This window comes from Caldithrix sp. (genome assembly GCF_056497305.1).
Map to the genome: position 1 here is coordinate 1 of NZ_JBSMDE010000113.1, position 15527 is coordinate 15527.

Consider the following 15527-nt stretch of genomic DNA (forward strand, 5'->3'; position numbering starts at 1 on the left):
CCGGTTACACGGGTATTGGTTTTGCGCCCCGTAAAAAACACGCCCTTTTGCAGAAACAAATCCACGGCTGCCATCTGGTTTTCGCGAATGGTCACTTCCCTGGTCTCCGTGGAATAGCCGTTGGCCGAGGCTTGAATCTGGTACACGCCCACCGGCAGATTTTTCAAAAGTTTTAAGCCCTGCCAGCGCTGCACCACCTTCCCCTGGCGCTTCAACACCACATCGGCAAAAACCGGCTTGACCGTAAAACGCAATTTGCCCACTTTTTGCACCAATCGGTAAGCGCGGCTCAAACTTTGTCCGCGCCGCACGGTAATGGTTTCGCTCTGCGGGTAGTAGCCCTCGGCCTGGACTTCAATTTTGTACACGCCCGGCGCCAGTTCCACCACGCTTTTTCTGCTGTAATCTTCTTTATTGATTAAAACGCGCGCCTGCGGCGGCCAGACCGTTAAAGACAGAGCAGCGGTGTTTTTGATCAAACGGTACGATCGCGATACCGTTTCGCCCCGCTTCAGTTGAATTTGATCCTGCGCATCCAGATAGCCGTTTTTGGAGATTCTTAAGCGATAAGCGCCCGGAGGCAGGGCAATTTTTTCACCGGGGCGATAGGTCTTTTCGTTAATGTAAATCAATGCATCCGGCGGGTCCACGGCCAATTGCAAATACCCCAAATTTTTAACCAGAGTAAAGGCAAAGGTATTGTCCTTTTCTTGGGCCACTGTTATGGTTTGTTCAACATCCACGTAGCCGGGAAAGGAAATTTTCAACTGATAGCTTCCCGGATAAAGCCACAATCCCGTATCGGTTAAGCCCTTTTGAACGCCGTTAATAAAAATCTGTGCGCCGCTGGGCAGCGATTTAATGGTTACCGGCTGTAACTCCACTTCCTGCAGCGTAAAATTAAACAGTACATGGCTTTTGTCCACATTGATTTCCTGCTCCACGGAGCGGTAGCCCTCCTTGCGGATGGTTAAGCTATGGCGGCCAACGCTTAAATCTATGGGCTGACCGCTCTGCGCTGCAATGCCGTCCACCTCGATGCGCGCATCTGGCGGCTGCACCAAAAAGGTTACCGGCAGCGTATTGCCCGCCTTGCCCACACCGCTGATCTTAATCGTCCACACCTCCCGGGGCTGAAGATAGATGCCGTATTCAGACAGGATCATCTTTAACGGCTGGTAGCCGCTCAAATAAATTTCCAGCTTGCGCTCGTCGGGCTGCAGATAGACGATGTCCTGCCCCGGCTTGTGGTCAACGGCCACCACGCCGTTGTTGGAATCGTATTGAAAACCTTCCATGTCAGAAATAACCTTGATCGCCGCGCAGTAGCGTCCGTTGGGATCGCGTTTGGCCACCAATTCATCGGTCGATTTTTGCGCCTTGCCTAACACGCGCAGTTGGGCCAGCTGGGCCTGCGCCGGACCGGCAGCCATTAAAACGACTGCCATAAGAATGAGCATTCCCTGTTTCATGATAGTTCCTCTATGATGATTCAGTTTGTTCATTGTTTTCATTCAACAAATGCTTCTCCCTGTCATTCTGAACGGAGTGAAGAATCCCTTCCGTCTTTTGCAGGGGATTCTTCTCCCGCCGGGGCGGGATCAGAATGACAGGCGGCAACCGCCGATGGCGCATGGCCGTAAGGGCGAAGGATTTCCATCGCCATTTTTTTCATTTGCTAAATTACCCGTTGCACAACCGGATCATTCGACTGAGGGCCAAACCTTCAGGGAAATCCTTCGCCCCTACCCCTACGGCAAACCACAACCGATTCACAGTTCTAATCATTCCTTCTCGCGCCAAACAACGTGTCTTTCCTCTACCTTCGTTTACTATGGGATTCTTCTTCCCGATAGATCTGGACGAAGAATGACAAATCCCATTTGTTAAGGATTCTTCGCTGCGCTCAGAATGACAATGCCCCGCTTGTTTGTCATTCTGAACAGAGTGAAGAATCCCTTCCGTCTTTTGCGGGGATTCTTCGCTTCGCTCAGAATGCCCCCCCCTTTAATGTCATTCTGAGTGGAGCGAAGCGGAACGAAGAATCCCTTCCATTCTTTGTTAAGGATTCTTCTCCCGCCGGGGCGGGATCAGAATGACAAACCGCGTTTGGAAATGATTCTTCGCCCCTCCGCTATTTGTAAACCCGGAAATTGGCGGTGCGCACCATCATCGAATCGTCCCATTCGTTGGGCTGCCAGGCGCGCACGTAAATCAGCGGATCGCTCTGCCGGAAATCGATCAACAAAAACAGGTAGCCTTCGTCGGCGTAGGTGGTGGACTGGTAGCTCTGGCGCATCTCCACGCCGTACACCCCGGGCGCGTTGTTCTTTTTAATCATGTCAAAGCTGCCGTAGTGCAAAAAAATGTCCTGCTGCGCTTCAAACACGCGCTGCAGGCGGCGCAAATATTTTTCCTTGGTCAGACGAATGTATTCGTATTCCGGCTGCTTTCCCATGGGCTGGTAGCGCACCATGTCTCTGGGCAGTTTTTTGCGCTTAATCTTACGTCCCACAATAATCAGCGCGTCATCGGCAAACATCAGATTGATGGTCTTCAGGTCGCGCACCAGATAGGCCGTGCGATATTTTTCCACAAATTTGATGATCTGCTGCCGCTCCTTCCAATCGCGCCCGAACTGCGACTGCTGCACAAAACGCCGGTACAGATTGTCTGCAATGCTGACATTCAAATCGATTAAACGGCCCTTTCGGTCAAAATCGAGCACCAGGTATTCGGTGGTTTGTTTGTGCAGGCTGGGATAGTTGTGCAGCATGCGAATGCGCCGCAGTTCGTAGCCAAACGGCGTCTGGTTAATCTCCGCTTTTACGGTGTCGTCCAGAGGACGGGGATGGTTGTACTGCAGGTAGCTCAGCGCTTTATTGCGCAAAAAGGCGTCCCCGGCAAAGGCCTTTTTCACGCCCGCCAGATCGCCGTTTTTGACGAGATTTAAAAAGCGAACCGTCTCTTTTTGAATGGTTTTAACCGACGGCACCTTGCCTTTAAAGGTGAACCTTAAATTCCAGCCCTGGCCCGCCTCAAGGCTTGACACAGCCGCCTCTTCCGGTCGATCGCTTAACGGCAGAGTAAAGGCGCTGTTGAACACCGGCTTTTCCACTATGGCCCACAGATCGCTTACCACTTTAAACTCATCGCGCGCATCGTAATAGGCATACTTGACGGCAAGTTTCAATTCCTTAAACTTAACCGAAGGGCCCAGCAGATGAAAGGTGGCCAGACCGTCGCGGGCGGTTACCTGCACCTGATTCTGTCCGTCCCAGAAGGTGAAATCCAGCAAGGCCAGCGGCTGTCCGCCGGCCGTAACGCGCAGGGTAATTTCGCGTTCGTTTTCAGAAAGCAGCACGTCTCTTGTTTTTTCAAAATGAATTTTCTGGAAGAGGTGATTGATGCGCGCCGGAATATCGATCGTAAGATTTTCATCATTAACGATCACCTTTTCGTCCGGCACGGAATTGAGCAGCAGCAGCGCAAAATAATCCAGCTTTAAGGCGTAAGCGTAGTTGAGCAGGGATTCGTATTCCTGTGCTTTGCGGAACATGTCGTGGGCCAGCTGTTTGCGTTCGTCAAAAATTCGGGCAACGGCGTCTTTCGGGATGTAACAAAACACTTCGATGCGCCCGTCGGCGGAAGGTTGTTTAATCATTTGCACATTTTTCAGGGTTGCCGCGCTGTGCGTTTTCAAAATCGATTCCACATCTTCTTCAAGGCCGCGCTCCGTCTCGTGAATTTTGTGCCGGAACGATTGGGCCACGCGCACGGCAATTTGCTGCGTGAGCTCCTCCAGCGCCTGATCGCGCGCCTCCTGTTCGTTGAACGACAGGCCGCTGCCGTAGTAATATTTTCCAGATTTGACGATTGCCTGGCGATCCTGAGCGTTTAAAACGACCAGACCCATGGCCAACAGGGCGAGAAAAAAAAGCGGACGATTCATGATAAATTCCTTTTTCTAAAACCGTACCTGACAAATCAAATATATGTGTGATTAAAAAAAGAGATTAAACCGCTTGCCTTAATATAAATAAAATGAACGGCCATTTCCAGAGTTGAAGCAAACAGAATTAGAGATTGCATTTGCCGGTCTGCCCATTCTTCGGCCAAACCATGCTGCGCTGCGCGATGGGATCGGCCTGAAAATAAAAAAGGGACGCGTACGCGTCCCCTAAAAATTTAATCGAACATTTTATATTCCACACTATTTTGCCTTTTCTTCTCAAAAAAAAGCGTATATTCAAAAGGCCTACAGCCACTTAACTCACATCCAAGGTGGCTATTTGACCAGTAAAATCTTCTGGAATTTTACGGTATTATCCGTCCGGTATTTTACCAGATACATGCCGCTGGCGAACTGGGCGCCATTGAATGTAACCTGGTTCAATCCGGCGCGACGGACGCCCTGGTAGATGGTGGCCAGTTTTTGTCCCGACGTATTGTACAACTCGATGGTTACTTTGCTGCTTTTGTTCAGGACAAATCGCAATTGCGTTTCGGGATTGAAGGGATTGGGAAAATTGGGCAGCACCTGAAATTGTTTGACAATGGTGGTCAGATTTTCATCAACAGGACTGGTATTGGACTCGGTGAATTCGTAGAAATCATTGGCCGCCAGACCTTCGTAAATATCCACTGTACCTGAGCCAGCCCATTCAATGACCAGGGAATCGATTTCAAAGGCATCGCCAAGCCCGAAGTGCAGGCGATAGCTGTTGTGGCTGCCGTGTCCGGTTTGCGAATTGACATCGCGCATTTGCCACACAGGCGTTCCATTGATGGTTGCTTTTACGCGCACAATGGTGCCGATGGCGCTTTTATTGGCATCTACGCCGATCAACTTGATTTCCACAAAACTGTTGGAATTGCCATTATTTACAAACAATCGATTGGGCCCGTCCCGTCCAACCACAATATCCATATCGCCATCCAGATCAAAGTCGGACCAGGCAGCACTTCGGGCATAGCTGGCGCTATCGACCAGAATGGTATTAGTCATCTTCGTAAAGGTGCCGTCTCCGTTATTGACATAGAGTCGGCTGCGGTATCCCCCGGCGTAACCCCCATCGTTGCCTGCAAACAGATCGAGGTCGCCGTCGTTGTCAAAATCGGCCCATGCGCTGCAAATGGTTAAATCGACATCGGCCACAATATCGCCCACCGTGGCCGAATCCATCATGGTCATAATCGGATCGCCATTGGCATCGAATCCATCGTTGCGAAAGAGGATGTTCTTTTCCGGAACATCGGGCGTATCGCCGGCATTGCCGATAAACAGGTCCAGATCGCCGTCGTTGTCATAATCGCCCCAGCTGGCCGTTTCCGAGGTACGGCCGTCTGTGTCGCCGCTATTAATCAGCACATAATCCACAAAGTCGCTGCCCGTGTTAACCCACAAAACGGTTTTTTGCCCGATGGCTCCGGAAATGGTAACCAGATCCAGATCGCCGTCGCCGTCGAAATCGGCCCAGCTTCCACCGGCCCGCGCCGAGGTACCGTTAGACAGATTATTGCTCTCTTCCGTAAACGTACTGTTTTGATTATTGGTGAACAAAGAGTGATTGGTTCCGGTGCCGATAAAATTAGCGTTGCTGACAAAGGCATCTAAAAAACCATCGTTGTTCCAATCGCCCCAGAAGCCGCCCACTTTACTGCGAGAGGATTCTTCATCGGTCAGGGTGGGCGCCGATGCCGCGCTAAATGTTCCGTCGCCGTTGTTCAGGTAAAGCGACACCTTTGAATAATTAGTGGGAAACGATCCATGGGTAAACGGCTCGGAAACCAGCAGATCGAGGTCGCCGTCGTTGTCAAAATCGCCCCAGGATACGCCGCCAGAGGTGAATTGATCGGTAACAATGGTCCCGGCCAGCGTATCTTTTGTAAAGGTGCCGTCGCCATTATTGCGGTAGAGATGATTTTCCCACTGAAACCCCTCTTCTCCATTAGAAAAATACAGATCGTCATCGCCGTCATTATCATAATCGCCCCAGGCGGAGGCGTGCGTAATATAGCTACCCAATTCCTGCGGAAATTGAAAAGGATCGTTGGGATACTGCGCCCATAGCGATGTAACAAATAATACGAGGATAATTATTAAAGCATGAAATTTTATCGCGCCCATGGCTTCCCTTTCTGTTGTTTTTCGCTAAACTATCCTAAAAATTTACACTAATAAAAGCTGACCTCAAATTACTGTTTGAACAAAAAACGCATCGTGTTGTAAATCACAGGATTTACAATCATGCAAAGTTAAAATCGTCCAGCGCTTTGCTAACGCAAAGAATAAATGCCTGGCATCAATGGGCAAGGCCACCCAGCAGGACGACGATAGCCAACCACCGGGGACGGATACGCAATAACCGACAGAAAAGGGATTCCTCGCTGCGTCCGGGCTAACGATCTGTCAATATGAGAGATACTGCTCGTCCCGAAAATTCGGGACGAAGCAGCGATTCCTCACTCCGTTCCATTCCATTTTCATCGAATCAACATCATCTTGCGCATTTTGACAAACTGGCTGGTTCGCATCACGTAAAAATAGATGCCGCTGGAAAGATGTCTGGCGTCAAAAGTGACATTGTAATAACCCGCTTTTTGCGCTTCATCAATCAGCGTGCTTACCAGCCGTCCGGTGATGTCATAAACTTTGATGCTTACGTAATCGTTTTCAGCCAGTTGATACGCAATGGTGGTTTGAGGATTAAATGGATTGGGATAATTGGCCTTTAAATCAAATTTATCCGGAGTACCTTTGCCCACGGCCGCCAGAGCGCTGGGCAATTCAACCGTCACCGTAATGGTATCCTGATCAAAGGCGCCGCTGTCGTCGGTCAGCGTGGTGTAAACAAAATAGGTTCCCGTTGGGCCTAACGAACAAATTTCCAGCGTATCGGTTGCGGGATTGTACGTGTAGCTCAAAGCGGTGGGATCGCTAACCGAAAACGACCACTGCAGAAGCGAATCCGGCGTATCCACATCTTGCTGGTAATTGGCCATGTTCAGAGAAGTGCAGTCGTTGGGATTCAAGATCAAATTTTGCGGCAATCCCACAATTTGCGGCGGATCATTAACGGCGCGAACCGTAATGTGCACCATGGCCGTATCGAGTCCCCCGTTGCCATCGTCGATCTGGTACATAAAGCTATCGCTGCCAAAAAAATCCTGATTAGGCACGTAGTGAATGGTATCTCCAAGCTGAGTGGCAGAACCATTCAGGGGAGACGTCAAAATAGTTACAGACAAAGCGTCGCCATCGGGATCAGAATCATTATTTAGGACGGCTATTTTAACTGAATCATCTTCTAAGATGGAGGATGTATCAGCCATAGCTGTAGGACGCTGATTAGAGGGAATCAGATTCAAAGAGCCCCAGGCGCTGACGCGCCCCGCGCCCATTTTGCCGATATGCGTGTTGTCTAAATTGGCGTCGATGTCCTCTGCTCCCTGAAACAAATAATCCTGAACCTCCAGGGCGGTCAAGGAGGGCTTGTAAGACCAGATTAAGGCAGCCACACTGGCGGCAATGGGCGTGGCCATGGAAGTACCATCCAGTGAAGCATAACCTCCATTGGTGTAAGTACTCAGAATATTTACGCCAGGCGCAGAAATATCGACCCAGGTGCCATAATTGGTCCAGCTCGGCGCGCCATCCGATGAATTGGTCGCCGCTACCGAGATGCAATCATCGCGTGAATTTAAATAGGCCTGGGATTCATTGCCATCATTGCCAGCGGCCACAAAAATAAGTCGTATTTGAGGATCGGAAGCGGTGGGGGTGGTGGTACCATACAAAAATGTATTCAAGGCATCTTCCAGAGCTGTAGTTTGCGAAGAGCCCCAGCTGCAGGAAGCGATTTTTGCTCCGTTTTCGGCGGCATAAATAAAAGCCTGGGCGGCAAAATCCATGGAAACCCGGCCCGATGGGAAGTCGCTCCAGCCAATTCGCAGAGGCATGATCTTCACGCCGTTGCCGTGCCCGCTACCGTCTTCTCCCCAGCCACCGGCTGCCGAACAAACACCAACTCCATTATTATTAATAGCGCCCACATTTCCGGCACAATGTGTGCCATGCCCTTCATGATCGCTCGGATCATTGTCTTCCTGATCATAGTCATCGCCCAAATCTATTAAATTGGGATTCCCGGTAACAAAATCCCAGCCCACCCAATCATCGGCGTAGCCATTGCCGTCTTCATCCACTCCAGGGTCTGTATTGGAAAGTTCTGCCTGATTGATCCAGATGTTACCATGGATGGAATAGCGATCGGTCTTATCGGCCTGTGCGCCTGCCAGATCTGGATGCCACCATTCCACCCCGGTATCCATAACTGCAACAATAATGCTGGCATCGCCCGTTTCCATATCCCAGGCTTCGGGCGCATCGATATCAGCGTCATTGGTCTGGGTGATGTGCCACTGATCGCTCAATCGGGGGTCATCCGGCGTTTTATAAACGGCATGGATGGGAATCGGTTCGGCGGTTAAAATTTCGGAAAGTGCCTCATATTCTTTACTGATCTGCACCACATCCACACTCTGTTCAAAGTAGAGCAGGAACCATTGTCTTAAGTCTTTATTTCGTTCGTTCACAAAACTTTCTTTTAACTTAAAAAAATCCTTCACCTGGCGGACAGCAAAGCGCGTATTTAAGCGATCAATTTCAGCAATCCCCATTTTTCCTTTTGTAAAATCGGATCTATTCAATTGCCTGAAGGCATCACTATTTATTTTTATGGAAATTACATTGTTTTTATAACCAATAAAAGAACCGGCAAATAGACCATGAATGCTGAAAACAATTAAAACAAGAAAAGTAACTAAAAAACGTTGCATTAGAATTCTCCTGTAAAAATTAAACTTTAAAAGCTTAAAACTAATGATTCGCTGTTATTTTACAATTGATCTCAAACACAATTTTTTGGTATTATTAAATTAAAAGAAAAGCCCGGGCAAAATATTCCGCTGTTTTTTAGAATATTTCCCTCAAAACTTCTATCCCGCACGGCGGGATGCGAAAATTTTTGTGCAGTGTGAGGCAGAAAAACGGTTGATTTGTTGATTGTTGATTTGTTGAATGGGCATCGGGCTGACATAGGGAATTCCCATTGTTCGTGAATGGTATTTCCAACATAAGTGAGAAAATTTCCCACACAGGTCTTCGAGGGGGGGGAGGGCAATTAAATTGCCTGTCCAAGAGAATCAAGGATTTCACTTGCATAGGAACAACATTGGTTTAGGTGTTAGGGCAAGTCTCGAGCTGAAACTCGAGTTACGACTGAAGCGGGAAGAAGAATGACATGCCGGCACAGGTCTCCACCGCCTTAGAAAATTTGCCCTTTCACAAAATAATTCGTAAGCTTTTATTTCTAATTGAAGAATTGCCTTCGTGGTTTGCATGCAAAGCACAGGCAACTCAAAAACGCGCTCAGGATTGACAAATATCTTTAACCGTTTCAAGTAATTTTTGCATGGCATTCACTTCGTCAAAATTCATCAAATAACGCCGCAATCGATTGCTCTTTTCTAATAATTCGGGCGACAATATTTTGTGTTCTTTGCGCGTCCCGGATTCCCGTAAATTGATCGCCGGAAAGATGCGTCGATCAGCACAGGCGCGGGACAACACCAACTCCATATTTCCCGTTCCTTTGAACTCCTGAAAAATAATATCATCCATCCTACTGCCAGTTTGAACCAGAATGGTGGCCACGATGGTCAAAGAACCGCCATGTTCGATTTTTCGGGCCGCTCCAAAAAACTGGCGGGGTACTTCCAGAGCCCGGGCATCCAATCCCCCGCTCATGATACGCCCGCGACTATTCACCTCTTTATTAAAAGCGCGGCCCATGCGCGTCAGGGAATCGATCAGAATGACCACATCTTTTCCCATCTCCACTTTCCGGATGCCCATATTCATCGTGAGTCTGGCAATCCGCAAATGATTTTCCGCCGTCTGATCTGAAGAGGAAAAATAGACTTCAGCGCCCACCGTCCGCCTAAAATCGGTCACTTCCTCCGGCCGTTCATCGACCAGTAAGACCATGACCTGAACTTCGGGATGATTCTTTAAGATCGATTGCGCCAGATGTTTTAGAATAGTCGTTTTACCTGCTTTAGGCGGAGAAATAATCAACCCCCGTGTGCCTTTGGCCAGCGGGGTAAACAAATCGATAATACAGCCCGTAGTATCCTGATCATCCTGCTTAATCTTCAGTGGTTCATAGGGATCGATGGAGGTTAACGTTTTTATTTCCGCAATGGAAGCGTAGGCTTCCGGAGCCAGGCCATTGACAGACAAAATTTTGGAGATGGGCTTATTCCGCCCTTTTCCGGCTTTTTCCTGAAGTACGGCTTTCAGCAGAACGCCTTCGCGCAGTTTAAAGGTTTTAATCAAAGAAAGGGGTACAAAGGCGTCATCGGCAGAAGGCAAAAAGTTATTCTCGGGTCGGCGCGTAAAACCGTGTCCCTGAGGCGTCAGTTCCAGTATTCCAGAAATCGGTTGAACCATTATTTTCTATTTCCTCATGTTTTTATTTTAAAAGGTGGTTTGTCCGATATTTTTACAAAACATATTTGCTTGGCCTCCAATTTACGAAATTGTTGTGAAAATCTCAAAACCTCTCCATATTCACCGATCTTTATTGAACTCGTTGTCCTGCGCAAACGTTATTTTGGCATAATTGGTCAATTTCCTTAAATTAGCCTTATTGGAAACCAGTGAATTGATTGAAATGAAAATACTGTATCGTTACATCGTTAAAGAACACATCGGACCTTTCGTCATGTCCTTGAGCGTGATCATGTTCATCCTGCTGATGAATTTTCTGGTTAAATACATCGGGCAAATATTTGGCAAGGGGCTATCGGCCTGGATCATCTTTAAACTGATCGTATTTAACCTGGCCTGGATGTTTGCCTTAGCCGTACCGATGGCCACTTTGGTTGCTGTTTTAATGGCCTTTGGGCGTCTCTCGGCCGATAATGAAATCACCATCTTAAAATCCAGTGGCATCAGCCTGTACCGGATCATCCGGCCTTCTCTCTATGCGGCTTTTGTCTTAATGCTGGCCATGATCTTCTTCAACGATCAGATACTGCCGGAATCCAATCACCAGGCTAAATTGATGTTCCGGTCCATTCGCCAGAAAAAGCCCACTCTGCAATTGGAACCCAGCATTTTTTACACAGTAGATCAGTACACCATTGTGGTAAATCGTATTGAACAACCTTTAGCGGACGAATGGCTTGACTTAGCGAATCTGTTGGGACCTGAATATCGTGGCAAGCCGGAAACCGATCGCCTGGTTGATATTACCATTTTTGACCAGAGCGATCCCAAAGCCGACATCACCATCACCGCCGAAGAGGGCTACATGACCTATTCGGTTGCACGGCGGAGTCTGGTCTTTACCCTGTTTCGCGGCGAATTTCATAAATTGGACCGCCAAAAGACCACGGAATATGAACGCTCCCTTTTTGAAAAGCAGATTGTTTACATTCCGGCTGAAGAGTTTGTTTTTGAAGAACGCAAAGATACCGATCGTAGTGATCGTGAAATGACCATTGCCATGATGCGTAAAAAAGTGGAATATTTCCGAAACCAGGCTCAGATCAGGTTACAACGCTTTCAGCAAATTACCAACCAGAATTTTGCCGGAATCGAAACGTTGATCGCCCGAAGCGATAGCGTCCAGTCTGGTAACACCGATTCGCTCGTATGGCGAATAAGTGAAAATAAATGGCGGGCGGCCCTGACTAAAGCCAAACGCGTGGTCGATCGCTACTATCACCAGGCTAAAACCAATGTGCAATTCATTGACATGCAACATCGTGCTGAGAATAAGTATCTGGTTGAGATCTACAAAAAATTTTCCATTCCCTTTGCCAGCATTGTATTTGTTTTGATCGGCGCTCCCCTGGGAATTAGGGCGCGCAAGGGCAGCATGGGCGTGGGGATCAGCCTGAGCATCGGTTTTTTCCTGTTGTATTGGGTATTTCTGATTGGCGGCGAAGACCTGGCCGACCGCGGGCTCATCACACCGTTCTGGGCCATGTGGGGCGCCAATGTTCTGGTGGGTACCGCTGGCGCTTACTTAACCTGGAAGACCGTAAAGGAAACCTCATTTATCGATTGGGAATACTGGCAGTCAAAATTCAGGTTAAAAAAAGGCAAATCGGCTCCCAGAAATTAAAATCAGCGATGGATTATCAAAGCGACAAAACTGTAAGGCGCGTTAAACGAGGAAAGTTTTTTAATCAGACTCAGATTCAGAGGGCAGGCAGAAATTTGTGAGGGTCTGTGCTTTCACTTTGCCTGGAATAGTGTGAAATGCGTAAGAAATTTTTCTGCAACTCTGGGTCGATTAGCCGTAATTATAAACTCTTACGGCAGCTCAGGAAAGATTTAATCCGGATAGAATTAAATTGTGTTTTGAACCCCGGCGGCCCTGAACCAACGCAGGAAGGACAAGCAGAACATGTTTAAGATCATGGATCGCTACATTTTAAAGCAGTTCATCATTAACTTGATCATCGGTATTATCGCCTGGATTATTATTTTTGTGATTGTTGATTTAATCGAAAATATTTCTCACTTTCTGGATCGTGGCGCCACATTTGGACAGGTGTTCTTCTACTACCTCTATTACATTCCCTACATTATCAGTTTAACCCTCCCGGTCGCTGTTTTGCTCAGCACCCTGTTTACCGTTTCGGCCCTGGCTGTTCATAATGAAATTGTGGCCCAATTGTCGGCGGGCATTAGGTTGTACCGTACTTTACGCTCTCTGTTTTTGATGGGACTGCTGATTAGCGTAGTCGCCTTCTTTTTCAATGAAATTACGGTGCCTCAGGCCAACCAGAAACGTTACGATATCAAACGCTATCAGGTCGATAAACAGCCCAGACCTCAGGCCCGCTCGCGTTCGAATATCTTTTTGCAAATTTCAGGAGATCAAACATTGAGCGCGAAGTTCTACAATGGCAGCACCAATCGCGCCATTGAAGTGAGTATTAAAAAATTTAGCGGTTCCGAACTGATTGAACGTCTGGATGCTAAAAGCATGCAGTGGCAGGATTCCACCTGGAAATTGTTGAATGTCACCCTGCGTATTTTTAAAGATCAAAAAGAGATTTTGATCCGCAGACCGGACACAGTATTGGCCGATTTGCCGGTCGTCCCGGACGATCTGGCACTGGTTCAGAAAAAACCGGAAGAGATGAGCTATTCTGAGCTGCTCAACTTTATTGCAGAAATTAAGGCCATTGGAGCCGATCCTCGCAAATGGATCGTGGAAAAATATTTAAAAATTTCTCTGCCCTTTGCCAATTTCATTGTAGTTTTACTGGGTGGGCCTCTGGCTTCCCGCAAACGTAAGGGAGGCATGGGATTAAATTTTGGCATCAGCCTGCTGATCAGTTTCACCTATTTCATCATTATTCGCGTGGGACAGGTTTTAGGACACAATGGAAGCCTGCCGCCCCTGTTAGCAGCCTGGCTTGGAAATTTGATCTTTTTACTGGCCGGCCTCTTTGCCCTCATCAAAATCAGAAAGTAACACAATTAGAAGGTTAGCCTCCGTTCAGCAACCCAGATTTTTCACACACACCGACTCTTTTCGAAAAAAGATTGGCATCTATTTCTTTATTTCTTAAATTTTTGTCTTTTTTAAGGAGGACAGCGATTGAAAACACCTGAAGAATATGGCGCCATAGTTAAACAATTTCTGCACTTTATTGAAACGCACGATCACTTTATGCTTTCCGGGCACATTAATGCCGATGGCGACGCCATTGCCGCCGTCATTGCCACTCACCTCTTTTTAAAGAAGTTGGGCAAAACGTCCTACATGGTCTTCACCGATAAAACATTAGACCAGCGTTTTGATTATCTGGGACCCTTTAAGGAGATTCGTTCTTACCAAGATGTTAATCCCGGTTCGCTGTCCATTGAATCGGCCATTATTTTAGATGTGCCCGGCTACCTTCGCCTGGGTGAAGCCAGCAAGCTGTTACCCGATCGCCGGCATGTGGCGCGCATTGATCATCATCCCCAGGAAGATTCCATGGGCGATCTGGAATGGGTGGACGAAATCGCCTCTTCAACCACAGCCATGGTTTACGAAATCATCGAAGCTTCCGGCGTAGAGATTGATCTGGAGATGGCCAAAGCCATTTACACCGGAATTGTCTACGATACCGGACGTTTTTCCTTTTCGAATACGACCGCCCGTGATCTCTACATTTGTTCCCGGATGGTTTCCATTGGTGTAAATCCCTCAGAGATTAACAACATCATTTTTTTCGAAAACAGTCTGCACGCTTTGCACATCATAGGTAAAGGTCTGTACACCATGGAAACTTACCTGGATGGTAAAGTGGCAGTCATTTACTTAAATTACGAAGACATGAAAGCCACCAATCCTCCCGAAATTGAAGAATTGACCAATTACAGCGTGGCTGTTCGCGGGGGCAAAATAGGTTTGTTCATTCGCGAGATAAAACCCAATTTTCATAAAATCAGTTTGCGCTCCAAATGCGGGGTGGATGTCAACAAAGTGGCCAAAGCGTTTGATGGTGGCGGCCACGCCCGAGCTGCAGGTTGCCGCCTTAAGGGCAGCAAGGAAGAAGTCATTGCGCAGTTGGTTGCCGAAATTAGTAGACATTTTGACATGCAGAATTGATTTGTATTCCAGAATCTCTTAAATTTTAGTTCATAAACGATTCGTTAATTCTGGAATTTAGCATGAAAGATCAATCCCTAAAATTTAAAAAAGACGAAATCAGCCTCGAGGCTTTTTACATTGGTCGCGATCTGGTGGTGATCCTTTCCGGTGGTCAGACGCATATTGGCGCGGTTGCGCTTGGTTATTGCTATGGCTCCAGCAAATCCAAAAGCAATGCCTCAGTGTTAGCTGTAACTGGCCATAAAGAGGATGTTCTGGTTTTCCCTCTGGCCCGACGATTGAGCAAAGCATTAGGCCTTACGGTTTGCGTGATTGCCGGCATTCATTTTGAAAAGCTGTCCCCTGATCAGATCATGGGCATTGTACAGACCAGTGAAGCCCTGGTCGACGAGCTGATTACACACCTCCAAAGTCATTCTTAAATTCAGGTCATTTTTTCGCCTTCGATCCGTTTGATTTTTTTCAGAAATCTTAAAGACAGAGATTTTAATACCTTGCCAGCCAGACCACAGGTGTTTTGGCACATTGCTTTAAGCGCAGGCGTGAGGCAGGTAAATACTAAGGTCGCAAATCCGCAACCTTTAAAAAACAGCAAAAAGCGCCCGTCATGCTGCCGGACAGGCCCGTCTGAACCGGACAGGCCCGTCATGCTGCCGGACAGGCCCGTCTGGACGGCTGTCAAGCCGTCCAGACAAAGAATTAAATTTAATGAGTCCACTCTAAAAAGGTATTATTATCGAATTTTATTTAAATTTGCCTATTGTTTTTATTTAAATTACATCAAATATCTTCGTGTTAATCCGTGAAATTCGTGGTTTTTATACTGAACTCATT

9 protein-coding genes are annotated in these 15527 nt (G+C 47.6%); 4 read left to right on the plus strand and 5 right to left on the minus strand.

From position 1 onward, the window contains the following. From ACWB0I_RS09475 to rho, 5 genes are all read right to left on the minus strand, one after another. On the minus strand, positions 1-1514 hold a 1514-nt coding region (locus ACWB0I_RS09475), incomplete at its 3' end, for a PEGA domain-containing protein (RefSeq protein WP_479387819.1). A 620-nt stretch (positions 1515-2134) separates the two neighbouring features. Continuing rightward, on the minus strand, positions 2135-3952 hold the full coding sequence (locus ACWB0I_RS09480) for a hypothetical protein (RefSeq protein WP_479387820.1): 1818 nt from the start codon (positions 3950-3952) through the stop codon (positions 2135-2137). A gap of 336 nt (positions 3953-4288) precedes the next feature. Beyond that, positions 4289-6130, minus strand: a complete 1842-nt coding sequence (locus ACWB0I_RS09485; protein ID WP_479387821.1) for an FG-GAP-like repeat-containing protein — start codon at positions 6128-6130, stop codon at positions 4289-4291. A gap of 356 nt (positions 6131-6486) precedes the next feature. Continuing rightward, positions 6487-8841 (minus strand): S8 family serine peptidase, encoded by a 2355-nt coding sequence (locus ACWB0I_RS09490; RefSeq protein WP_479387822.1) that lies wholly within the window; start codon positions 8839-8841, stop codon positions 6487-6489. 592 nt (positions 8842-9433) lie between these two features. Next, on the minus strand, positions 9434-10516 hold the full coding sequence (gene rho / locus ACWB0I_RS09495) for a transcription termination factor Rho (protein ID WP_479387823.1): 1083 nt from the start codon (positions 10514-10516) through the stop codon (positions 9434-9436). Between the two features lie 223 nt (positions 10517-10739). Between rho and ACWB0I_RS09500 the strand changes: the two genes are divergently transcribed. From ACWB0I_RS09500 to lpdD, 4 genes are all read left to right on the plus strand, one after another. Next, positions 10740-12200 (plus strand): LptF/LptG family permease, encoded by a 1461-nt coding sequence (locus ACWB0I_RS09500; protein ID WP_479387824.1) that lies wholly within the window; start codon positions 10740-10742, stop codon positions 12198-12200. 285 nt (positions 12201-12485) lie between these two features. Then, the gene (locus ACWB0I_RS09505; RefSeq protein ID WP_479387825.1) at positions 12486-13565 is read left to right on the plus strand and encodes an LptF/LptG family permease; all 1080 of its coding nucleotides are present in this window, start codon (positions 12486-12488) and stop codon (positions 13563-13565) included. A 126-nt stretch (positions 13566-13691) separates the two neighbouring features. Further along, a complete protein-coding gene (locus ACWB0I_RS09510) occupies positions 13692-14690 on the plus strand; it encodes a DHH family phosphoesterase (protein WP_479387826.1) in 999 nt (332 codons plus the stop codon). A gap of 62 nt (positions 14691-14752) precedes the next feature. Next, positions 14753-15115 (plus strand): prenylated flavin chaperone LpdD, encoded by a 363-nt coding sequence (gene lpdD, locus ACWB0I_RS09515; protein ID WP_479387827.1) that lies wholly within the window; start codon positions 14753-14755, stop codon positions 15113-15115. The last annotated feature ends 412 nt before the right edge of the window (positions 15116-15527 follow it).